The sequence below is a fragment of the Paenibacillus sacheonensis genome (assembly GCF_009909195.1).
Lineage (GTDB): Bacteria > Bacillota > Bacilli > Paenibacillales > Paenibacillaceae > Paenibacillus_Z > Paenibacillus_Z sacheonensis.
Window position 1 is genome coordinate 59888 of sequence record NZ_JAAAMU010000006.1, and the last position, 23283, is coordinate 83170.

A 23283-nucleotide genomic window follows, 5' to 3' on the forward strand; every position below is an offset into this window, starting at 1 on the left:
TCATGCTCCTTTCACATTTTTTTGCGCGACAGCCACAGGCCCATCACGAAGGACAGGAAAATCATAATGGCGGCGTTGAGGAGCATGTTCCGCCCCCCGGGATCCAGCACGTAATACCGATATGCATTCTCGGGACTGTAATGGAAGTTAATGCCCATGAACAGCAGCAGAAACAAGATTGGCGAGAAGCTCGCCAGCCGGATCTCCAGCAGCTTGTTGCGCTCCTGCTGATTAGCCCGGCGCGCCTTGCGCATGTCCGTGATGAGATCCTTCAAATTCCCTGCGATCGGATGCCCCTCGGCCAGGCCGGCGCGTACGATATTGATAAAATAATCCGCCCATACATGGCCGAGCGACGCCGCGAATATTCGCAGGCTGGCTTCATCGTCTCCGCGAACGGAGACATTCCGGTACAATTGCTCGAATACGGCCTGCATCGGCCCGAGCATCCGTTTCTCCTCTACCGTTCGCTGCAGCGCGGTGCGGATCTGCCGTCCGCCGCTGACCAGGCAGCATTGGTAGAAGAGCTCGATCGCGGGCAGGAAATCGATGCGCGTCTTCATTTGCCGATGAACCTGCATCGTCCGAAGCAGCAGATAGGGCAGCAAACCCAGCACGCCGCCCAGGAGAACCAGCCCCTTCAAGCTCTTGAAAAACAGGACGCCGAAAGCGGCGCCCGCAAGCAGCAGAAGCAAGCTAAGCAGCACGACCGAGCCTGGGCGCAAGCCGGACTGCAGCGACTCCAGCAGCTCGGACAAATGACGGTAGCCTCTGTCGAAGCGCTGCAAGTATCTGGCCAGCCGCTCGCCGAATCGCTGCTCCCTCCGGTAATTCAATCGGCCGACGATCTGCTGACGCTGGAACCAAGCGCCGAGCAGAGCCCGGACCGCAACAAACAGCGTGCAAAACAAGGCGGCGCCAACGAGAATCAACCCCAGCTTCATCATGTGGCAGCCCACGTCCCTGCTTCATGAACCTGAAGAACGACACGGGCGGCATTGGCTGTCGGTCCGGCGCTCTCGCGAGGATCCGGCCATGCTGCCTTCCTCTCCGAATCAGCTCCCAGCCTCAGCTTGGCCAATGCGCCGGCCGATGGCAGCTGCGGATACCGCCATTCCCCGCTTCCTTCATCGTATACCGCCCATTCCCTCACGGCGGTCTCCCCGTTCTCCCAGCCGAGCTCCCCAAGGCGGACCAGCCTCCGCCGCCCGGCTACCAGCCGCATCTCGATACCGAGCTGGGTCACGTATTCGGCAATTCGTTTGGTCAGACGTTCGGGGCTCATGGCTCTTCCGTCCAGCAGGCACATATCCGCGATCGCTTCCGGAACGTCTTCAAGCGCGCTGGCATGCAGCGTCGTCATGCTTCCCGCATGCCCTCGGGTGCAGGCGCGCACGTAGATGTTCGCATCCTCGTCCCGGATCTCGGCATGAACGATGCGCTGCGGCGACTGCCTGAGCGCGAGCTTGAACGCCTGCGCCGATCGATGAAGCGGATCCTCTTCGTCCACCTCGTATTCAATGACGTTCTTCGCCGGAAAGTCCCGCTGCAGCATCAGCTCATGCCTGCCTTCGATCGTCACGAGCCGCTCCTCGTCGGGCAGCTCGCCGATCAGCGCCTTGATGAGATTCGTCTTGCCCGAGTTGGTCGGACCGATAACGACGATATTGAATCTGGCTTGCAGCGCGGCGAGCAGCATGAACCGAATCCTGTCGCTGAGCGTGCCGTAGTCCGGCTCGCTCAGCTGCGCCAGCTCGAATCTACGAACCGTATAGAACCGCAGGGTCAGCGTCGGCTTCGCCGTAAATCCGAACCCCGTCATCGTGACCCGCGTGCCGTCCCGAAGCATGACCTCGGCCCAGCGCTTGCGCGGATTGATGCGATCGTTATTGTACAGCACGAGGTTTTGCTGGATCCGCTCCACCTCGCGCAGCGATGCGAAAGCGAACGGGGATGGCAGGGCTGCCCCGTCCCGAACCTCGAAGATCGAGGTCCCGACGACTTGGATCTCCTCCAGCCCTTCCCGCTCCCGAAGCACAAGCTCCAGCACGTTCATGCCGATGACCTCATCAATAGCAAATACAGAATGTTCATGGTATAATCGTTAGGAGGTGGTACATAATGAGCAAACACGTAGCGATATTCAATAGAAAGTCCCGATCAGAAGGCGATACAGATGAGACAATGCAAAACCATAGGCAAATAACAAGAAGGTTGTGCGAGGAACGGGGATTCACTTATATAGAATATGAAGAGGTCATTTCTGGTGCAAGCGCATTAGAAGAAAGGACAGAGCTTATAAGGATGCTCCAGGACGTTGAAAAGGGCTTGTTTCAAGCCGTTGTCACGGTCGAGTTAAGCCGCTTATCCCGTAGCGGTCACTATTCGCACATAATCGCTGACACGCTCGCTGAACATAATGTTCTTATCATCACACCACGTGAAACGATCGACTTAAACATTGATTCACAGCGGTTTTTATACGACATTGGGTCTGCTGTCAACTCGAATGAATACCGAACAATTAAGCGTAGGATGCGGCAGGGGATTATTGAGAAGGCAAAACGCGGTGAGTACGTCGCTGGTAAGGTGCCGTTCGGGTACGATGCAGTTATTATTGGAAAGAAGCGGACGCTTGTACCTAACGATGATGCCGATATAGTTCGGGTTATCTACAACCTTGCTGAGAACGGGTACGGAAACAAAGAGATAGCCAAAAGGATGGGCAAAGCTCATAAATCGATTGAGAACATTCTCCGAAACAAACAATATACAGGTACCCTAGTCTATCAATTGTACAATAAGCCAAGAACCAAAGGTGGTATTATCACTGACGTAATAGAGGTACCTAATGCTTTTGAAGCTATTGTCCCAATGGAGACGCACTTCCGAGTTCAAGCTGCCATGAAAGGGCGTTTGCGAGGGGACATTGATGTAAAGGCGCGATCTCGTGGTGAAGTCAGGACAATCCTAAAAGATCTCCTATATTGTAATGTTTGTAATATTAAGACCGGTTTTAATTTGGATCGTGGACGTATGTATATCAAGGCGTGCCCTAAGTGTAGAGCAAAAGGAGCTCAAGAGTCTGTTGTTCTAGAGGCTTTTTACAGTCAATTGGAATTTGTGGAGAAGCACTGGAGAGAGTTATGGGAGAAGGCGTTGGACAAAAGCTCATCAGCTATAGGAGACGATTTGACCGTTCAAATGGAGACCTTAGAGCAATCCCGCTCCAAGCTCACTAACAAGCTCAAGAAGGCGCGAGAAGCCTATACGGAAGGGATCTTTACTAAGGAGGAATATCTGACTGATAAAGCTGCAATTGACAAAGAATTGATTAGCATAGATCAAACGTTGAAACAGGTTAAAGACGAAATAGAGAAACGCGACTTGTTTACTGACTCTGATATGTTGGAACATAGGTTGACAGTCTTGGAGAAGGTTAAGAAGTTAACAAATTTAACAGAGATAAATCGACTTCTGAAACTAATCATTGCATTAGTGTACTACCAAAGAAATGAAGATGATTCTATCGAATTAATGATTGCTCCAAAGTGATTTTGCGGAAGAAGCCTATTCCGATTTGGATTAGGCTGTTTTCTTTGGTTTCAGGGAATTGATTTTTATTAGTATACGTTTGGCTTCAGCAGAATGGTACCCGAATAGTTTTACGACTTCCTTATAATCTTGCCATAATAATTGAAGGATTGCGTCGTTCGCTTGTATGTGCTGCTCTTGTATCAGATTAGAAAATCCGTCAAGGTTCATTGTTCCATCCTCTCAGAGGTATATTGGGCTTGCATTTAAACTAAGGAGGACAAAGGCTCAAATTCACAACAGCATGTCAAAAGATCGAGAAAAAATTATCTGTTGCAATTCCTAACCCCCCGCCCCTTTTTACATCGATTTCCAGCCTTCAACCCGCCACCCCACGTTGATAGCAAGACAAAAAAATTTCCCTTAATCACACATTTTCGCTCTGGTCCAATAGTGGAAACCCAGTTATCGCATCAGGATTGCACTCTCGATGGACGTTTCTTGATACTCTTTTGTGATACGTTGTAAAACTCGTTGATTCCATTAGAATATCGATCAACCATCTTGAAGCCCAATTCCCCCATGATTTTCTTGATGATTCCGTTCGGGACATAAAACCCAATGTCACGTTCGCATAGATGTTTCAAACGATACGAAGAGGTGCGAGTATTAATGCTCTTAATTAGGGTCAGCTGCGTACACCACTCTCTTACAGCACCAATCTGTTCTTGAGACAGGTCAGCGATCTGCTCGTAATCGTTGGGTAGCATTGCCCGGATTTCTAGTTGAGCTTGGAATGGATTATTGTTATTCATTGTTCATATCTCCTTTGAGTTTTGTATTGTGTCAGAATAGAAAATTCCTGTGTCAGTTCTTGTGTCCGTCCAAAACGCCGTAACCCGCGCCATTACTGGTTTTTTTCGTCCTTGTGTCAATGTGTCAGAGATTATTGAAGTCGCTGGCTACATGGGTAAAAAAGGAATTTACCTACTGTGCTCTTTTCTTTAAAATGATTGACACATTGACACAGAAGGGGGTAAACCCCGTGCCGTTACTGGACTTTTTCTGTGTCAGGCTTGTGTCAAACCAGGATTCTTGTGTCAAAAACTGACACGGGATTTACCCAGTATTGCGAATATATCTCTTAACAGCGTTGCCATCCTCTTTACCAGACTTTATATCAAGTAGACGTTTACGGTCTTTTTTGAGGTTAAACCGCTTCATTAACTCGTTTTCAAGTCGCTGCTTAGAATACATGTAACGGCGGTCTTCCCCACGATTTGTGCCCCACTCAATATATCGTTGATAAATATCAGAACAGGACTCGTAATCGATGACATCAAAGCAACCATCCTCTTTGACAGCAAGTGTCTTGTCGTATCCAGTGTCAGCTAACCAGTCACCAAGTTTGTCATTGTTCAACACGAACTCTTCCTTCTGTTCAATCCGCTTCTCATTCGGGGATGGGTCACCTTTGTTTTCGATTAGGCGGTACATTCCCTCAATTGCAAGCTTAAGAAGATATTCATTGGAATCCACTGTCTTAGCCATATTCTCTGCCACGGTATCAGGTAGCTTGTCAGGATCGTTATTAAAGTTAAAATCGAATGGGATGATCTCAAGTCTACGATTGACCTGGTTGCCCTCCTCGCGAATGTTAGGGAAGAAGTTACTTGCCCACACTTGAACCACCTCTATCTTAGCTGTGAACGTATCCTTGCCTTTGAACTCAATCGGTTGGAAGCCACCTGTGATTAGGCTCTTTATCTTGTCAAAGTCGGGGATCGGAGATGTCCCAATCTCGTCAATCAGGTTGACCTTCTTGCCATACAACTCGGCAATCTTGAATTGGCTCTTTGCTACATCATGCGGAGATAGGCCCCCGATGAATCTCGGATTAATCAGTTGGGAGATTAAATGGAGGAAGAATGATTTCCCATTGTGGGCTGTACGTCCAAACAAGAACCACGCATATCGTGCTAATAATTCCGGTGAAACAGCAGCTCCTAATATCTCCTCAAGGTTTGTCCTTGTCGGAGCATGGAAGTTTGAAATCTTGTTCAACGTCTGATCAATAAAGGACGAGTAAGCATTCTTGTTGTAATTGACATCGATCTTGAAATCAAGGTAGATGTCGGGACTGAATGGGACAAGGCACTTCTGATCCACGTTCCACAATCCGTTCTTGGCCGGGATATGGTGGCGATCCCACTCCGTAACGATTGGAACTGATGCCTTGATATACGCTTGTACTTCCCGCACCTGATGGATTGTCAATCGCTTGTCTAATTGGCGAATCGTAGAGTCCAACAGACTACCCTTAGAGTCCATTTTGTAATACCCCTCGACAGCATCGTAATAATAGAGGATGCCGTTCTCGTCACCATAGCGAATGAGTTGAAACTTATCGTTGATGTAATCGCCCATCGTATAGTGAAGGAACTTCTCACCGTGTTTGGTCATTTCCCACCACTGACATTGACGAAGAAATTTTTTATCAACGCTGACCTTAGTGATCTCAGTGATGCCGTTGCTCTTCATGACATTAACAACGTGACCATAGCTGGTTGTCTGCTTGTCATACATCAGACGAGTATATTTGTCATGACTGGATTCATCACCGCAATCAATCATGGTGCAGATTGCTCGACCTTGATTGTCAGTGAGCCTACCTTCCTTGACCATCGTTACAACAGCAGCAATAAAGGTAAACCAATTGTGATAATTACCACCAGCATCGAGGTATCCGGTATCCTTCAGTTGCTTGACACATTTTTGGAATAGATCAAAATCGAATGTCCCATCGAATGGAATGATTTCGCTCGGTGGCTGTATTTTCTTGATCGTAGTGGAGGTCAAAAAGCAATCAGGGAGCATCATACGTTTGCCCTCGTTTGTAATCTTCCGCTCCTCACCGTTCAGTTTGATCGTTACCCACGGATTAGATTTTACCGTTTTGAACTCCACATCGAAGACTAATGACCCGATTGTGACCCTACTTTCTGGAGCGAACTTTTCATCCTGGTTTAGACCATCATAATTGAAGTAAAGATGATAACCGCGAGTGGTTTCAACCGTTTGTGTTTCGATGCCTTCGATTGCAAGCATTTGCAGGATGCTGTTCTTGGTGTGTCCCACGTTCTTCCTATCATCGATATCAATGTCAATCACAACTTCGTTCGGTTCTAATACATATCCGCAGTCATCGAAAGTGGTAATCGATTCTGATTTTTCTAGAGATTTTTTGGAATTAGCCCACTTCTTACCCGCTTCGAATTTCACGTACATCTCTCAACTCTCCCCTGTTTTATTTCTGAAAATAGGAAACCTTCTTTGACAGCTACTTCAATTGATTGCAGCATGGTTTTGTCTTTGTCTTGCTTGCAACACTCATTTCACTAACCATGCTGTTTCAAATTTTGTTGGCTGATGTGGATCAGGATCAGGTCACGGAACGTACCAGACATGTTCAAATGTTGATTCTTTTTGAAGAACGACTGGACGATCCTGTGTTCTTCTTTATCTACCTTGAAGTGGAAACCTTTGACTTTGCTCATTGTTAATTGCCCCTTTATTTACAATTGTGTAGTCGTTTTGACTAAATAAAAAGTGACTTACCTTCCTAGCTTATATAGCCTCTTGCAGTAGCCGAATTGCATAAAAATCAAATGATTCATCGGAATTACTCTCCTTCAGCAATTTGTTAACTTTTTTGATTAGATACTGAAGTTGTCCTCGACTGATCGATAAATCTTCTAACATTTCCTTTTGCAGACCACGCCGAACTCCTTTACTTCGATGGAGATATTCCAGAGCAATATCGATCTCATGCGGTTTAAAGTTATTCGCCATGAACAGGTTGATTTTACTCTCGCGTTCCTCGGCTATGGCCTCCTTGATCAGGTATGTGTCCAACGGGTCGACAACAATCTGTTCATTGACGCCTCGCTGTCGGCTGACATCTCTTTGTTTGGTTATATTGTCGAACCAGCTTTCGTACGAGTTGACCAGGTCATTCCCTTGCAATATCATCCGCGGAGCCCCAGATTCATCGGATTTGCTATCTGCCAGCTTTGGAGAATACGATCTCTTCTTCAAATCTTCCTCGGTAAATGGCGTAATCAAACCTTTTAAAAGCTTGTCTGCGTAATAAGCATCCTTGCACTTGTTGTGACCATCGACCTTCTTCCATCCCGAAAGTGAGCGCAATAGTTCCGCGATATACCATTGCTTAACTGACCATTTAGCATTTGACCAAGTCGTGAGCCATTGACTAAAACTCTTTTCACCTTTTGGAAAGCGATTTCTATACGCATTTTCCATATAAGCCAAACTGAGTATTACGTTTTCCATCCTGCCATTGCTTGTGTCTGCCTTCCGTTGGTAACGAACGAATTTCACTTCATGCTTTAGAATCTGTTGCATCATCCACTAACCCCTTTCAATCTGAAATGTCCTTTCACAGTGCTTAAGCACACATTTGTCCGAAATTCACACTTTGTTTGAAAAAATTCGCAAAACTGCTCTATGCCTTCACACTGTTAAGGACGCATTTGTCCGAAACTCACACTTTGTTGGATAAAAAATCACAAAACCGCTCTATGCCTTCAACACTGTTAAGCACACATTTGTCCGAAACTCACACTTTGTTGGGGTGAAAATTTACAAAACTACTCAACATCCATATGTCATATCTCAATTTGAATTTTCATAAATGGGCATGAAAAAAAGCCCTGGCCATCTTGGACAGGGATGAGAACAAGTATTTTCAATATATTTTACGTTCTGTTATTCTCTCTGCGCCACTTTGTGCCCCTTTGTTTTACTACAAAAAGTGCTCGTGTCCTAGAACAGATAGGGTCTTTATACGCCGGATCAAGGCAATCGTTGAAATCTTTTTTATATTTCTCACCCAAATTTTCTGCACAACGCTGTTCGTAACAGCCTTAACAATATGTATGGTATTCGTCTCGCTTACATATGCGTTATTTCTTCCATTCAGTGAGTAGCATTGCGTTAGCCTTTCATGATCTCCTCAACTAGCATTGTGTTGCCCTCTCAAAGGAGTATCGAATTTTCACACTTCTCTCGTCTGTTCTCTTAAATGGGAGCTGACCCATTTTAAATTTACTTATTGGGGCTGATAAATTGTCAGGTGTTTCTAGTAGGTTCAATAAGAATGGCCTTATTCCAAAGGCTAACTATACCAATCGATATGGACAACGTATTTACATGTCAGCCTTTGATCGATTCATGCACTCTTATAACAGATCGACAAAAAAATCTACAAAGAAAAGAATCCGCGAATAAAGGAGCATGTACATGACCAAAGAAAAAGCCCACATTGATGAACATTGCATCAAGGAACTTCACCGTCGAGCAAAACAGATTCGTACCGATGCGGTCATAGGATTGGGACAACTCAGGCAGCTCGAAGCTGAATTGGAAAAAATGAGGAACATAGAGGGGAAAGGAGGTGTTAACAATGAAGGAAACAAGAATTATGACAAATGTTCACAATAGGAACGATATGGACGAAGCATTGAAAGTAGCTCGTAGAAATACCGGCTATTACGAGCATCATGAAAAGCGTAGAAAGCAAGCATGTTCAGTAGTTGAACTGGAAGCTTGGATTAGGGAGGCTAAAGCGAAGAATTTCTAATTAAACTATTCACAGAGATGAACCACGCTCCTGTGCGATTACGGAGCAAACCCAAAACATAGGAGTGTGTAATAATGGCTATTTTGAACATGAAGAAGAAGACATTCGCTGAACTCGAATCCAAAACGATCAACAAGATTCGACTATTCAACGATAAAAAGTCCGATGCAACGGCAGCAGTATCTGAATTCATCTCTAGACTTCGTGAAATTCATGAGCAAATCCGAGCAAAGGAAGTTGAGTATACGCAGTCAATGGACAATAAAATGTTGCGTGAGATAGACGAGCTGACCTCCAAAAAGGCACAAGTCGAGCGATTAATAAACATCCAACGTCAGGCATTTAGCAATGGCGATTCTAAATTAGAACTGACGGACGCTGACCGCGAGGATCTTGCAAGCACGTTCGCACCATATCGCAAGCAGGAACGAGAATTAACTGAGAAGCTAATCAAGCAATATGCCGATCTTGAGAAGACTCTCGATGAGTTAAAAAACGCTCGTGACGAATACTGGGAACAATTCTATGCTCCATTTAATGGGCAAGTTATGCAAGCTACCGGCGATATATTTGCCGTTCATTTCTTGCGTAGGAATGATAAACTTGGAGAGGCAAGTTACAAATTGCAAAATCTCGCTAATCATAAGGCGTTCCCACAATCTTACGTGGACTAACAAACAAAAAGGGCAATTAGAAGGGAATACCCCAAATTTTGCCCTTTTATTATTTAAATCTGTTAAATCTTGATTTTGATTTTTACTGAATAGCGTCCCGTATTCAACTAACGTATCACGTTAGAATCTCAAATACCTCAGCCCGACCGAGGACCGAATAGCCCGATAGTATGTTGTTATCTACTGTAGGCACTTCTAGAAATGCTCTCACAATTTCAAGAATTTGTTAATGCCAGTTTCTTTAAGTGGTCTTGGTGTGCTCACATTTAAACCTACGGAATTTAAAATTTTAGATAAGAAATCTTCTGACATTACTGTATCATTAAAAATCAATTTATGTTCATTTATACTTCCCAATAATCCTCCAACTACTATTTTTCCAAACTTTAATGTCTCTGGTGATATATTTTTCTCTAGATAAACTCTTGTAACAAATAAATTAATAAAACTTGCTAATAAATCAGCAAGTTGAATCATAGGGGTTTCAATGGAGTCTACCATTTTTAATATTTTGATCTTTGTAAATCCAAAAACTATTTCAGTTCCAGTCTCTAAAACGAATGTAGCTTCTCCATTCCTGTACCAATTAAATGCTTCAGGATATGCTTCTTCAAATTGCTTAGTTTGATCATGATAGAATCTTAATTTATTGATATTTACCTTCCGTGAAAACTTCTCTAAAATCTGAATAAACGAAATGAATATAGGGAGATTTAAACTATGCATTGCCTTATGAGGCATCGCTGTCATGGTGTGCGTTTCTTCCCAAAGAATGTCTTCTAAAAATTTTGATGAACCACTAATTGCATTCGCTAACTCAAAATGAGAATTATTGTTCAATTCGCTGATGAGTGAATCATGCGCGATTTTAATTGATTCAATACACGGATTATTATGCGCATTTGCAAAATTCAGTAATGATTGAGGACAATCATGATAGATGATTTCTGCAATAGACTTCTTCACACCATTCATCCAAGATAATTCGGGCATAATATTTTCATTATGTGCATAATCGAGAAATGCCTCTACAATTTTTGCAGCAATACAGTACTTTTTTTCTGCAATTACAAAAAACGGCACACAGCCTAATTGCCCTGCTTCTGTGAATAAATTATTAATAATTTTTTGACCATTTACACTTTTTAGTATTTCACTTCCCTTAAGCTCGTTTTTTTCTGGGAAGTGGGCTCTTATATATTTATTTATTAAATTATCAATTTTAAATCTCTTTTCTTTCTCAATCAGCCATCCTGCTAATACATAGAAAGGTTGTTGAGCATCAAGATAGTTTCCCCCACTATTACCTGATTCGTCACAGTAAAAGTCATGTGTCATTTTTTTTCCTTTCTTATCATCAGCTAAATTCGCATATGATTAAGCTTAATGAATTTCAGCCGGACCAAGGGATGTGTTATGCGAAGTTAGTTATGAGGTCCCTCAATAAAATTATTTCAGTTTTGGTACATCCATCCTTCTTACACATTATATAAATGTTATTTGAGGTATAGTTGAACTTTGAAATATCTTCACTAAACCATTTCATAAATTTTTCAATAAATTCATGTAACGAATGATTAAACAAAATGAAAATTCCGTTTCTGTAATTATAATCTCGTATAAATGTATTAATTGTTTGGAAATCTTTTTTCGTTTGCTTCTTATCTAGTACGCCTTTTACTTCAATTACTAATTCGTTATTAGAATGCGAGCCAGCATTATGTAAAATAAAATCCGGGTTTTTCTGATCTGCTCTCCTGAAGTCACGATGCCCACTCTTATCAATTTCTCCACACAACGACAACTCAGGGCCGTCCCCCATAATCAGTCTTATCTGATGATACAATTCATAACAAAACACTCTTTCTCTAATAACATTAGAAGAATAAGTAGTAATAACTTGGTGATATCCACCACCTACGTTATTTAAAGCCCTTTCAATGATTCCTATTCTTGATTCCACATTGCGACCCTCCAAAAAGTTTCTCTTACGAACATCGCATACATCTTTGAAGCCATTCTGGTTTTGTCACATTTACCCTCCACCGAACGGAATTAACACAGAGACCTTAACAACATCTTTGATTGGAATCCAATCCACATCGGCTTCATACCGAATCTTTACTCGTCCATTTTCAGTCACTTCTTCTACAATACCTTTTGCCTTACTATCGTCTTCCAATGTCAAAACAACCAATCGGTGCTTCTGAGCTGCTGTCCGAAGTTCCTTAATAACCATCTTGTTCCCCCAATCTAACCCCTCAAGGATTATCCTTATCTCATCTAAAGGTCACAGAAAGCGACCAACCACCTTTGTGGGTTGGTGGTTCGAGTGTGTACGGCACTTTACGCCTCGTCCTACTGAAATTTATAATCGAATAAACTGTTTCACAACTTGGTTAGTAAATCCTCTTCATCTTTTTCTCATATCCCAAGCTCCAAATCTTGTCGGTACCTTCAAGCTCACACATAAACGGCTCACCAAGACTGGATAAAACATAGGTGCATGCGGAAACATACCACTCTTTCCCTTATCGTCCGCAAGACCTAGTATACAGTATTTCCCACAGTTCAGAAGCAACTATTAAACAAAAAAGACATTCCTGCATTGAGGGGTTAACCCTCCTATTACAGGAACGCCTGTTAGTTGTTTATATATAAGTGTCTAGGCTCTATTATCTAAAGAAGTAAATAAAGGCTGAGTTGATTACTCGGTCAATAGAGTAAGCGGAAAAGCCCACGTTTTGACGCGGACTTCATTCTTACACACTAAATTAAATACTTTCCTTAACATTCTCCATAAAACTAATTATTAATTGTAAATTTGCAATTATCTCGTCAAAGTTTTGACCAGGGTTCATTGGGATAATTCTAATTGAATCATCATGAATAAATGATTGATTTCTATATTCCATTCTAGGTTCAGCATAAATTGCCCATACCTCACGTACTGGCCTTGGACTAAAAGTTTCTCTAAAATTCTTGGCCCTCTGCCCCTCACCATATAGAAATCTAGAGTTACTATCCCGCTTATATGCGATTAACTGTTCCATCTCTTTTTGTCTTGTGATTGAGTTGTGTTTTGAATTAACCCAAAAATTGCTAACAGGACGATACTTAAAGTCCACTATTAAGCTCCCGACATATACGTTTTGCTGATAAAAATCAAGTCTTCCATCAGGTCTATTATTTTTACCCATATAAAGCGGAGTTCCCTCTAAATTTGTAGCACTACCAGCTAATGGTATGACTCCATCGTATACAAACTGAATACTCAGGTCATTTTTTGTCAAGATTATTCGTTCACCACTAGCCATGTGAGGAATTAAAAATAGTTCATCGCCCTTTAAATTGTCATACATCCACCCCGACTTAGGTTCAAAACCAATTTGACAAAGTAATTTTAACAAGTGTAGGTATCCCCACATTTCATATAACTTATCAGTTCTCTTCCATTGATATGTAAAAGAAGGATCTAAGGATATTTCTACTTCTTCTTCTTTTATATCTCTATGTAATTGGTACAATGCCCTATAACGAGAATCCAATAAAAGATTGTGTGGTATATGAGTAAATGGTTTATAGGTAATTTCATCAAACCACGGAGCATGGTTAATCATTTGAAAACCTATTTTCATACGGTGCACTAGCTGAGCGTAGTTTTCTAATAATACTATTACTCGCTCTTTCTCTGATAACTCTCTTCGAGTACTTTCTTGAAAAGAAGCATATATCCTAAGGTCAACTATCTCTTGGCTCAACTTTACCTTATAAGATCTAAGTGATTCATCAAATTGATCCAATAAAGATAATACATTGCGAACAATAAATTTGACCCATCTATTCTCAGGTAAATCATAATCAATCGCACTATATGGAGTTAGCAAATGGCCATCATAACCAGACTTAGTTTGAAGTGCACGCATGGTCACTTGGTCAACTTTATTAGATCGATTCTCATTTGTCCAACGATACTGTTTTCTCGTTTTAAAATTCGCTTTATTAAAAATGTCTGTCAATGCCGCCATTACTGATGGATAATGCTTTTTTATTATCATAAAGTGTCTCAACAGTTGAGGAGGAATCGCCTTTGTTGCACTATCTGAAGCATTATATACCTTTTTAACAAAATCAATGGCTAGTCCCCGAACTGTAGCTTCAAGTTCCTTTTTCATTAGCTCCAATTCGTTATTAGTTAATTGTTTTGCATGTACTATAAAAGGGATATAATATCTTTCACCGTCAGCTACCAATGTAGCCAGATATGTTCCTGGTATTAGTGGATAATAATCCTTAAAGTATAATGCGAGAGGTGTATTTGACGGTTTAAGATAGACATCTCCACTTTCATCATATTCAAGTCTGTCATCCTCCAGTGATTCTAATCCATACATATAGAGTCGAGCATTTTTATCTCTAGTATTAAATAGAATGCTAACGTATTTATTTTCTACTAGTTCAAATGAAGGATTATATTCAATTACGGCTTCAGATGTGTAAAAGTCATGCACTGATTCTTTCTTATCATTATCCTTTATAACAGAGAGCTCAATGGATTCAACTTTAACAGCTTCTACCATCTTTCTATAAAGTGAAGCCATTGACCTTCAACTCTTTCGCCTTTTGATACAAAACATCTATCGTTTTAGTGAATTTCGATACACGACTGTACTTTTCTATAACCTCGTAGATTTTTCCATCAACTTTATCCTCATTGATTTTTCCGACTAAGCCCTTCAATAACCCCTCTGGCCCACGTAATTTTGTCAGAATTCGTTGAACGACTTGAATATCAAACGCTTCCTCACGACCTAGATAAGAATTATTAGGTAAATTCTTAAGGTATTGATCAATTTGTTTTATAACTCTGGGACCAATTCCAAGATTTCTACTTTCTTTCTGCATTGTCTCATGAATTGCCCATAATAGTTCTAATTCATCATCGCTTAAAGAAAGGGTGCTTTCTTGTTTTTTAAACTTAGAATATTGCTCGTAAGTATATGGTCTACGTGTTTTTTCTTTTGCTTCTCTGGAATTTTTGTTTTTCAACTTACTATATTCACTAACCTCTAGCGATATCACATTTGCTCTATCTAACACTTTATCTGAGAAATGATAGGTCGATTCATCTAAATTAACAGTACCAACAAAAACAACATTAGGTCCAATGTTGACTTCTGGCCCATACTGACCTGAATTATAGATTTGTTGAGCAATCCGGTCGCTATATAGTCTAAGTGTTCTTCTATTGGAATCCATCTCGAGGACCGATAGAAATTGAGAGAAGTAATGTTCAACACGAGAAAGGTTCATCTCGTCAAAGCAAACAATAAACATTTTAGTTCGATCCTGCTGAGCAATGAATAAGGTATCCACTATAGATGTATCACTTGGCCTATAAAGCATATTTTTAGTATCTACATATCCAAGTAGATCAGAGTCATCGGTCCATGAAGGACGTACCGGAATGAAAAGCAGTTGATTGGCATCCAGCCCTAGGGCTTTTCCGTACGCCTGGACTAACTTTGATTTACCTGTACCGCTCATTCCAGCAAGAATAGTTAGTGCATTTGATTTCATTGCAGTGTGAAAATTATAAAGATCTGCCTCTTTATATTGAAGCCCATTATCACGAGTAACATTTATGAAATGATCCATAAACTCCTCTTCTTTAACATATCCATCCTCATCGAGTTGTGAAGTTTCATTTGAATCTTCGTTTTCGTTCTTACTGACTTCATCGTTATATGAAGAAGGTTGGAATGCTTCCCTTAAAATATGCACATCTGGATCAACACTTTTCAGCTTGCCTTCAATTTCATTATACGAATCCTGATCCAAAAACAATAATGCATCGTCATCATTACCTTCACGATAAGTTTTATTAATCCATGGATTAAAAGAAATCTCTTTGACGCCATCATTTGCCACGAATGAAAATCCACCATGAGCATATTCGTGCTTATCGAACAGGCCAAAGGCCGTAAAAACATTCCCTTCTCTCCAAAGAACAATAGTGGGGGTATCATAAGGCTCAATTGAGATTCCTTCAGCAGTGCCCACATACTTCCCTTGGATCAGAGATTCAACAAACTCCTCTCGTGTCATATCTTGTTGATTAGTAGAGAATATTGGAATCGATTTGAATGTCTGAGTCGGTTTATAACTTTCTAACTTAGGTATTAACCTGATGTTCGTTGCATAAAAATGTTCCTCGCGATTAGTTAGAACTTTTTTAGTTGGCTTAAATAACACAAGACTATCTACCAAGAATTCCGATAATTCATTCACACGAGTGTATTCATTTTGACTATAATCCTCTTGAAAACCATATTTTTCAATGTCTGAGGGATAGCACGTAAAAAGAATCTGATTACGCGGGAAGCTATCCGGTGGTTCATTAATAAGCTTTATGTAAAATTGTAATGTATTCTGTTTATTAACAAAGGCAGATTTATGTCTTCCAATAAGCTCGAAAATTTCCTCATTTGATGGATGCACACCAAGAAAATCAACATCCCATTTTTTACGTTGCAACAATTGAATCTCCCCCTAATACTAGTAACTAGTAGTGAATATTACAATAATCTTTTAGTTCATTATACGTACTAAAACCATTTACCTTTGATCCAAATATCTCATTAAGTAATTGTTGCTTAGGAACCGGTAATCGAAACTTTATGTACCATATTTCGTCTACACTTTCTAATGCATTACCTTGAATCATTTGTTCTAGTTCACTCGGCTTTATTAAATTGAACTTGATATCTTTTCGACGTTCTAATCCGTCCGGCAAGTTCCGATCAATTATTGTTATTTCTCTAGTCCCTTTATCCTGCTCACTAACCTCTAGAATTGGTTGCTGATTCTGTAGTTCACCTATTTGGGTATTTAATGATTGTATCTGCTTATTTAGATCTACCTCAGAGTTCTGAATTCTCTCATAATCCACCTTTAATTCTTGGTGCTGTTTATCTTTTTTGGCAATTAAGGCGTTACGAGTTTCAATCTCCCGTTCGAGGATCTTCGTGCGTTTTAGAGCATTATTTATTTCACTTTGCCCACTAGTGATTTGTTTCTTTAGCTCTCTGTTTGACTTTATAACTTCATTCTTATCCTCTATTAATTGTATTCTTTCTTTTTCTAAAGATAAGATTTTAATCTCTAGTTGTTCTATTTGACTTTTATATTTAACAATTTCATGTTGCAAGGTAACATATTCATCATTTTTTTCTATAGAGCTCTCTATTTCTACCAAAGTACTTTTTTGTGTATCATCTTCTATATCCACTTCACTTAAGCATTGTTCTTTTATTTTGTTATAAAGTTCTATACCTTTATTTATCGTATCATTATCCGTTTGTGATAACAGGAAAATAACCACATCTTCCAATTTCAATATACTCTCACTATTTTGGAAATCCTCTACTATTCGTTCTATACTTTGGTTACTAACTTCCTCAATAATGTCTTTGATTTTAGGCACTTTATAATAGATTCGATAAAATTCTCTTGAGCGCTGTATATTTTTTGGTTTAATTAATTCTGCTTCAATGCGACTCCTAAATAGCCTTAATTGCTCAAACTTAAGATTATTTAGGTCACTTATTCCTTTAATAACAATTCGAGATCGAGAAGTTAAATGTTTATTTATTTCATTTACTAGATGAACTATCGTTTTGTCAGGCATTTCTCCAAATATCCATTTCCAAGCATCTCTCTCCGACATTTAACTTCTCCCTTTTCAATGTACTTTCCGTATTAGACTTATTACGAATCTAAGTGTTTAGTCAACCACAAAAATATGAATTCAAGGTCCAAAAAAACCAATTTATAGAGCGCTTTCTCGATGACACAATTACTATTATAACACTTTCAATGCTTTGTATTGGGTAAATTATCCTAACAAAAGCAATGCCTGCCTTCACAAATTTCATTCATTATTCATGAAGTACTGTAACTCTCTCCTATTCACGGGCCAACAAAAAGGAAATATAGATTACATAACCAATTGACGCCTGGCTTGGACCGATTAATGTAGATGGGAAATCAATTCCTTTTGATATGCATTCTATAATTGCTGTTACCTCCGCAAACAACGCCTCCGCCAGCGTCGCATACGGGTGGCGGCGGCCGCCAGGCAGTTCATGAACCCGCTGGCGCAGCAGCCGGTCCGCAATGACGGCGAGAATCCGCTCGCGGTCATCGGCATACCCCAGCACCGCGCGATTCAGGCACTCGTTGTATTCCCGCCGTTCCTCTTCCGTCTCGCCTCGAGGCTGCGCCAAATACGAGCGCATATCCTCGGCCAGCCGGCGAAAATCCTGCAGCGGGTCAGCGCCCGCAACGACAGCGCCCGCATCCTCGTTTCCCTCCTCCTGCAGCTTGGATGAATAAGCCGCAGGCGAGAAACGTTCCCGCTGCCTCGTCATGAGCTCACCTCGCCGCGATGAACCAGCAGCTTCTTGTACCACGGCTGCATCGCCAGTTTCCGCTGCCTTCGGAGTCCATGCGCCGCCGCGATGGTCTTCGCAGGCTCCAGCATCGCTCTTCTGCCCCGTTCGTTGTCGGCTAGCCATTCTTCCAGCGTACCGCTGTCGAGCGAAGCGAGCATCTGCTCGCTCAGCGCGTGTTCGCCCAGCAGCGGCACGCCAAGCTCTTTGCAAATGTCCTTCACATGAAATCCTCCCTTTCCCCATGGCGAATGAATGACCAGACCTTGAAAAGACGCCGCCGGGATACCGTAGAGCGGCGCCAATTGCTTCGCCCACCGCTGACCGTCTTCCTGAAAATGGGACAAGGCGCCCGTCGTGACGAGAATTCGCGTTGCCGCCCGGCGCAGCGCGCACAACGTAGCTGCATTGTCCCAGTAGGCACCGACATCGGCGATGACGACATCGAAAGCTTGCGCCGCAGCGTCAAGCAGATGCTCCATTTCTTCCATCGCATAATATTCCGCTTGGTCGCGCAGCAAATTGCCGAACAAGACATGCACGCCGGTCAGCCTGCTGCAGCGGTGCATGGCGCGAAGCAGCTTCTCGGGATGGAGCGTACGGGTCGCCAGCTCCGGCCTTAACTCATCCAGCGTCCCGGCAGGATCGTCGACGCCGAGATAACGATGCATCTTCGCGCTCTTCAGGTTGAGGCAGAGAAAACCGATGGTTCCGCCGCTTTCTTCCGCAATCCGGCATGCCGCGGCGAATGCCGCCGATGACGTGCCGATGTTCGGCGTCGTTCCCACGAACGCGATCAGCGGCGCCGCGTTACCGGCTCCCGCGCCGATTCGGATCATGGCGCTTCCCCCTCCGCCGGCTCGCCTACGTCAAGCGATTCCGCGGAGTAGGCAATCACGATTTTGCTTTTGCCGTTCCTGCATAGGGAATCCAGCTGCAGCCACTGCGCTTCCGTCAAGTTAAGGTTGATGTAGTCGATCATGCCGATCGCATCGCGTCTGGAAGCGTACATGGCCTCCTTGTCGCCGCTCGCCATCGACATCAGGCTGGAATTATCGGCGTCGTCGATTTCCATATTGCCCGCGGTCTTCACGGAAGCGACCGTGACCGCTTCCGCGAATAAGCGCTCCGAGACCGTCGTATCCCCAGAAGCATAGACGATCACCTTATCGCCCGCCCGAATGCCGTTCGACACGGAAAGCACGTAATCGCGCGGGATGCCGAAGGTCGACTGGCTCTTGTTCGGCAGCAGCCGGAACTTATCGACCTTCCACCGCAGCAGCGGTTCGTCCGCGCCAAGCGGGACGACGACCTCCATGCCTCCCAGCCCGTCCTTGCCAAGCAGCATATCGTCCGAATACGAGGCCTTGGCGATCTGCTTCAGCCCCAGAAGGTCGGGGGTCAGCCGTTCTCCCGCGGCGACGAACCGGACCGGAACGACGACCTCCACCGTCTCTTGAAATTTCACTTGTCGCAGCTGCAGCACGTAGACACCGTATACAAGCATGCCCGACAGCAGCGCGGCCGTTACGGACAGCAGCGCATTTCGTCTTCGATTCATGATCCCATCCTTCCGCAGCGCTCATTAACAGGGTATAAAAAAAGAACGCAAGCCGGGCATGTGCCCAAGCTTGCGTTCTTCGCATAGCGGTTGCTAATGATCTGCTCGTATAATGTTGACCTCATGATAGCAAACAATAATGGGGCTGTCTACACAAAATTACAATAACCCCCAATTATCGCCTTGCTTCTTCCCGATTAGCGCCTTGCTTCTTCATAAATATGCGCATTCCCGATTCTTCTCAGCTGCTTCGTATATTCGACAAGACCGATTCTGCAGCCCGGTCCGATGGTCACGTTGGCGCCGCGCACGATATCCGCCGTCGTGTTCTCCAAGTAGACATAATCGCCCTCGATTAGCTCGGCCGACAGCGACATCGCCCCTTGCCCGGAAAACAGCTGCTTCAGCCCGCCCCATTTGCTCTGGCGGACGACGATGCGGCCGCCGGAAATTTCCTTCGCCCTGCAAGGTCCCCACGTGCGAATATCGACTTCGCCCGCATGAAGCAGACCGTGAATATGAAAGCCGCCTCTGGCATCGAAGCGCAGCGCCTCGCATTCGCCGCCTTGAACGTCGAGCTGTCCCCGAAGCTTGACGCTGCGCCCCCGGATGCTGCCCGTTATATGGAGCTGCCCCAAGATGCTGATTTCGCTGCCCATTAAATCTCCGCGGACGGCGGCTTCCCCGACTTGACGGTAATGGACCGCCTTGAGCGAACCCGATACGTCGAAGTTGCCCATGCTGCGGAAAGAGTCGCTCTCGAGCGGGCCGAAGATATGCGCCTCTCCCACGACGCGAACGTTATGGAAGCTGCCGCCGTTCGAGGAACCGTTCCCGGTAATGCTGATGTTCCGTTTCACCGTCGCATGCATGCTCGTTTCCTCCCCGCGTTATCCTTCGATTTGCTGCCGCGAGCGCACCTGCGCCTGCGGATGCACGATCAATTCCGACACGTATTCCACCCTGTCGATGTCGCAGCCGCGGCCGATAATGACCGTTCGTCCGCGCACGACTTGAGCAACCGTCTCTTCGAGCTCGACGATGTCGGCTTCGATGGTGCGGGCTTGCGCCTGCGCCTGCCAATTATGCGGCAGCAGCGATTCGATCAGTTTTCTGAGATTGCCCTTGCCGGAATGCTGAACGACGAGGCGCTGCGCCTTGATGCCCTCGGCCTGAAGCGGGCCTTCCAGCTTCATTTCGATCTGTTCGCCCGTGAGCCAGCCGTCGACGATCAGCGCGCCTCTCGCCTTGCTCTGCTTCAACTCGCAGTGGCCCTTGACCCTCACGAATCCGTTCATGCTCATGTGATCCGCCCGCAGGGGGCCATTAACCGTGATTTGTCCTTCCAGCTCCGCATTTCCCGCCTGAAGCGCGCCATGGCTGGTCAACTTGCCGTTCACCTTCAACCGTTGTTCCGCCCGGAGGCTGCCTACCGTCGTCATGCCGCTCGCTTCGAACTCGAAGCAATCGATCGGGCCGTCTATTTTGCAGACGCCTTCCATTTTGACCTTGTAATACTCCCCGCCGGCAGCATTGCCGATTCCCGCAATCTCCAGATCTGGCCGATTCGTAACTCGCATCCGTCATTCCTCCACGTTTGTTCTGTGTCTTCATTATGCGCCTTAATCGCAAGCGCGGACAGCGGCGTGAGATGGAACTTCGGCTCCGTCGCAAGACGGATGGAGGCACGCGGCCGGCATCCAACAAACAAACCCGGTACCGCTTCCGGTACCGGGCTGCAATGACACTTGTTTTCTCCTCGCACGAGCTGAAGCCGGCTACCGCCCAACCGCCGTAAACTTTTCCCGATACTCCATGGCGGAGATTCCCTCCAGCTCGCGGAAAACGCGATTGAATTGTTTGGTGTTCTCGAAGCCGACCAGCTCGCCGATCTCGTAGATTCGGGTATCGCTTTCCACCAGCAGCGCCTTAGCCTTCTGGATTCGGACGCGCTTCAGATAGACGACGAAGCTCTCGCCCGTGAATTCCTTGAACGTTTGGCTGAAATACGAGTAGTTGAGCGATACATGGTTCGATACGATCGCCATATTGAGGTCGCGATGATAGTTTTCGTGAATGTAACAGACCGCTTTCTTCATCTCTTTATGCTCGGCATGGACCGACCGCAGGCTTCTCACATAGTCGCTCAATCGAAGCAGCAAATCTTCCGCGGCATGATAATAGTCCTGAATCGACTCGAAACAGTACAGGCAGCCGACCTTCTTGTAAATCCGCAAAATTTCGACCGACTCTTCGCCATACTGATGGAACACGCCGTCGAAGACGAGCTCGTTCAGCTGCTTGCTGATCTCTTCCATGTACGCGGTATCGTAGGCGGCCAGCCTCTTCGAATCCAGCAGTTCGGACAAGATCTGCTTCATCTCCTTGTCCCGATCCGTGCCCAGCATGTTCGCCAGCTTGCGAATGTCCTCCAGCGGTACAGGCTGATCGGCCAGCCGTTCCTTCTTGCCGTCGTAGACGAGCAGCGCCGGCTCGGCGCTTGCTTGCAGAAATCCGTATTTCAACGCTTCCCGGGCTTGCGCGTACGCTTGCTTGACTTGACCGGCCGATGCCGCCCGTTCGCTTAAGCCGATTCGTCCCCATACGTGATTCTCTTTCATGAAGGTAAGCAGGCGCTGCAGCGGCTCCACGCGATCGCACAGGATAACGAGCCGGTCATCCTTATCCTTCAACCAGAACCGGTATCCGCAAGGCTCCGAAGCCAATCGGGCGATCAGCGTCTCCGCTTTGCCGCTCGTCAATTCGCCATGCGCCTGCAGCAGCCCTATGTAGAACTCCCCCGCCGATGCGGAGGCGCCGCCCCCGCCCGCATTCCCGCCGGCAGAATCATCGCCGCCCCTGTAAGACGGAGCAAACACATTTCCCCAGCCCGCCTTCTCGCAGCGTTCCGCGATTTCCCGTTCCTCGATGGCCGGATGAAGAAAGATATAGTTCAACTGGCTCGCCAGGAGCTCCTCGCGAACCTGCTGCACCGCGCCGAGCCGTTCGGACAGCTCGTTCTTGCGCTCGAGATCCCGCTCTGCCCGCTGCAGGGCATCGAACAGCTCGTCGCGCACGATAGGTTTGAGCAGGTACTCTTTGACCTCGTGCTGCATCGCCGCTTTCGCATATTGAAAGTCGTCGTAGCCGCTTAGAATCATCACGATCGGCCTCGACTCGCACGTACCGATCTCGCCGATCATCGTCAGCCCGTCCATGCCCGGCATCCGAATGTCGGTAATGACGATGTCCACCTTCCGCTCCCGGATGATGCCAAGCGCTGCCTCGCCGTCGGAAGCAAACAGCAGCTCGTATCGCTCCGGACAACCCCGCTCGATAATCGCTTTCAGACCAAGCCGAATATTCTTCTCATCGTCGACAATGAGTAACGTACGCATG

General features: G+C 44.9%; 21 protein-coding genes. 3 read left to right on the forward strand and 18 right to left on the reverse strand.

Going from position 1 to position 23283, the window contains the following annotated elements:
* Positions 1-11: 11 nt before the first annotated feature.
* Positions 12-947: a type II secretion system F family protein gene (locus GT003_RS13235; protein ID WP_161698411.1), complete on the reverse strand. Its 936-nt coding sequence runs from the start codon at positions 945-947 to the stop codon at positions 12-14.
* Positions 944-2056: an ATPase, T2SS/T4P/T4SS family gene (locus GT003_RS13240; protein ID WP_161698413.1), complete on the reverse strand. Its 1113-nt coding sequence runs from the start codon at positions 2054-2056 to the stop codon at positions 944-946. The genes GT003_RS13235 and GT003_RS13240 overlap by 4 nt, the downstream gene beginning before the upstream one ends.
* A gap of 65 nt (positions 2057-2121) precedes the next feature.
* On the opposite strand from GT003_RS13240, the gene GT003_RS13245 reads away from it, so the two are divergent.
* Positions 2122-3555, forward strand: a complete 1434-nt coding sequence (locus tag GT003_RS13245) for a recombinase family protein (RefSeq protein WP_161698415.1) — start codon at positions 2122-2124, stop codon at positions 3553-3555.
* A gap of 452 nt (positions 3556-4007) precedes the next feature.
* On the opposite strand, the gene GT003_RS13250 is transcribed toward GT003_RS13245, so the two are convergent.
* The 4 genes from GT003_RS13250 to GT003_RS13265 form a co-directional block, all read right to left on the reverse strand.
* Positions 4008-4349 carry a hypothetical protein gene (locus GT003_RS13250; protein ID WP_161698418.1) on the reverse strand — a complete coding sequence of 114 codons (342 nt, stop codon included), beginning with the start codon at positions 4347-4349 and terminating at the stop codon, positions 4008-4010.
* A gap of 304 nt (positions 4350-4653) precedes the next feature.
* Positions 4654-6822 carry a DUF5906 domain-containing protein gene (locus GT003_RS13255; protein WP_161698420.1) on the reverse strand — a complete coding sequence of 723 codons (2169 nt, stop codon included), beginning with the start codon at positions 6820-6822 and terminating at the stop codon, positions 4654-4656.
* Between the two features lie 110 nt (positions 6823-6932).
* Complete coding sequence (locus GT003_RS13260; protein ID WP_161698422.1) at positions 6933-7091, reverse strand: hypothetical protein; 159 nt, start codon at positions 7089-7091, stop codon at positions 6933-6935.
* 70 nt (positions 7092-7161) lie between these two features.
* Complete coding sequence (locus GT003_RS13265) at positions 7162-7962, reverse strand: hypothetical protein (RefSeq protein WP_161698424.1); 801 nt, start codon at positions 7960-7962, stop codon at positions 7162-7164.
* An 894-nt stretch (positions 7963-8856) separates the two neighbouring features.
* Here GT003_RS13265 and GT003_RS13270 point away from each other — a divergent pair.
* Both GT003_RS13270 and GT003_RS13275 read left to right on the forward strand, forming a co-directional pair.
* On the forward strand, positions 8857-9057 hold the full coding sequence (locus GT003_RS13270; RefSeq protein WP_161698426.1) for a hypothetical protein: 201 nt from the start codon (positions 8857-8859) through the stop codon (positions 9055-9057).
* Positions 9058-9270: 213 nt separating this feature from the next.
* Positions 9271-9870 carry a hypothetical protein gene (locus GT003_RS13275; RefSeq protein ID WP_161698428.1) on the forward strand — a complete coding sequence of 200 codons (600 nt, stop codon included), beginning with the start codon at positions 9271-9273 and terminating at the stop codon, positions 9868-9870.
* A 207-nt stretch (positions 9871-10077) separates the two neighbouring features.
* On the opposite strand, the gene GT003_RS13280 is transcribed toward GT003_RS13275, so the two are convergent.
* The 12 genes from GT003_RS13280 to GT003_RS13335 form a co-directional block, all read right to left on the reverse strand.
* Complete coding sequence (locus tag GT003_RS13280) at positions 10078-11208, reverse strand: DUF3800 domain-containing protein (protein WP_161698430.1); 1131 nt, start codon at positions 11206-11208, stop codon at positions 10078-10080.
* A 76-nt stretch (positions 11209-11284) separates the two neighbouring features.
* Complete coding sequence (locus tag GT003_RS13285) at positions 11285-11833, reverse strand: hypothetical protein (protein WP_161698433.1); 549 nt, start codon at positions 11831-11833, stop codon at positions 11285-11287.
* Between the two features lie 72 nt (positions 11834-11905).
* On the reverse strand, positions 11906-12109 hold the full coding sequence (locus GT003_RS13290) for a hypothetical protein (protein WP_161698435.1): 204 nt from the start codon (positions 12107-12109) through the stop codon (positions 11906-11908).
* Between the two features lie 535 nt (positions 12110-12644).
* The gene (locus GT003_RS13295) at positions 12645-14471 is read right to left on the reverse strand and encodes a DUF2357 domain-containing protein (RefSeq protein WP_161698437.1); all 1827 of its coding nucleotides are present in this window, start codon (positions 14469-14471) and stop codon (positions 12645-12647) included.
* Positions 14455-16410, reverse strand: coding sequence for an McrB family protein (locus GT003_RS13300; RefSeq protein WP_161698439.1), 1956 nt, complete (start codon positions 16408-16410; stop codon positions 14455-14457). The genes GT003_RS13295 and GT003_RS13300 overlap by 17 nt, the downstream gene beginning before the upstream one ends.
* A gap of 25 nt (positions 16411-16435) precedes the next feature.
* The gene (locus tag GT003_RS13305) at positions 16436-17599 is read right to left on the reverse strand and encodes a coiled-coil domain-containing protein (RefSeq protein ID WP_161698441.1); all 1164 of its coding nucleotides are present in this window, start codon (positions 17597-17599) and stop codon (positions 16436-16438) included.
* Positions 17600-17837: 238 nt separating this feature from the next.
* Positions 17838-18302: a hypothetical protein gene (locus tag GT003_RS32255; RefSeq protein WP_204798895.1), complete on the reverse strand. Its 465-nt coding sequence runs from the start codon at positions 18300-18302 to the stop codon at positions 17838-17840.
* A complete protein-coding gene (locus GT003_RS13315; protein WP_161698443.1) occupies positions 18299-19162 on the reverse strand; it encodes a CpaE/TadZ family protein in 864 nt (287 codons plus the stop codon). The genes GT003_RS32255 and GT003_RS13315 overlap by 4 nt, the downstream gene beginning before the upstream one ends.
* Positions 19159-19884, reverse strand: coding sequence for an SAF domain-containing protein (locus GT003_RS13320; RefSeq protein ID WP_161698445.1), 726 nt, complete (start codon positions 19882-19884; stop codon positions 19159-19161). The genes GT003_RS13315 and GT003_RS13320 overlap by 4 nt, the downstream gene beginning before the upstream one ends.
* 197 nt (positions 19885-20081) lie before the next feature.
* Positions 20082-20756 (reverse strand): hypothetical protein, encoded by a 675-nt coding sequence (locus GT003_RS13325; RefSeq protein ID WP_161698447.1) that lies wholly within the window; start codon positions 20754-20756, stop codon positions 20082-20084.
* A gap of 18 nt (positions 20757-20774) precedes the next feature.
* The gene (locus GT003_RS13330; protein ID WP_161698449.1) at positions 20775-21464 is read right to left on the reverse strand and encodes a hypothetical protein; all 690 of its coding nucleotides are present in this window, start codon (positions 21462-21464) and stop codon (positions 20775-20777) included.
* Between the two features lie 198 nt (positions 21465-21662).
* Positions 21663-23282, reverse strand: a complete 1620-nt coding sequence (locus GT003_RS13335) for a response regulator transcription factor (protein WP_161698451.1) — start codon at positions 23280-23282, stop codon at positions 21663-21665.
* Position 23283: the final 1 nt, after the last annotated feature.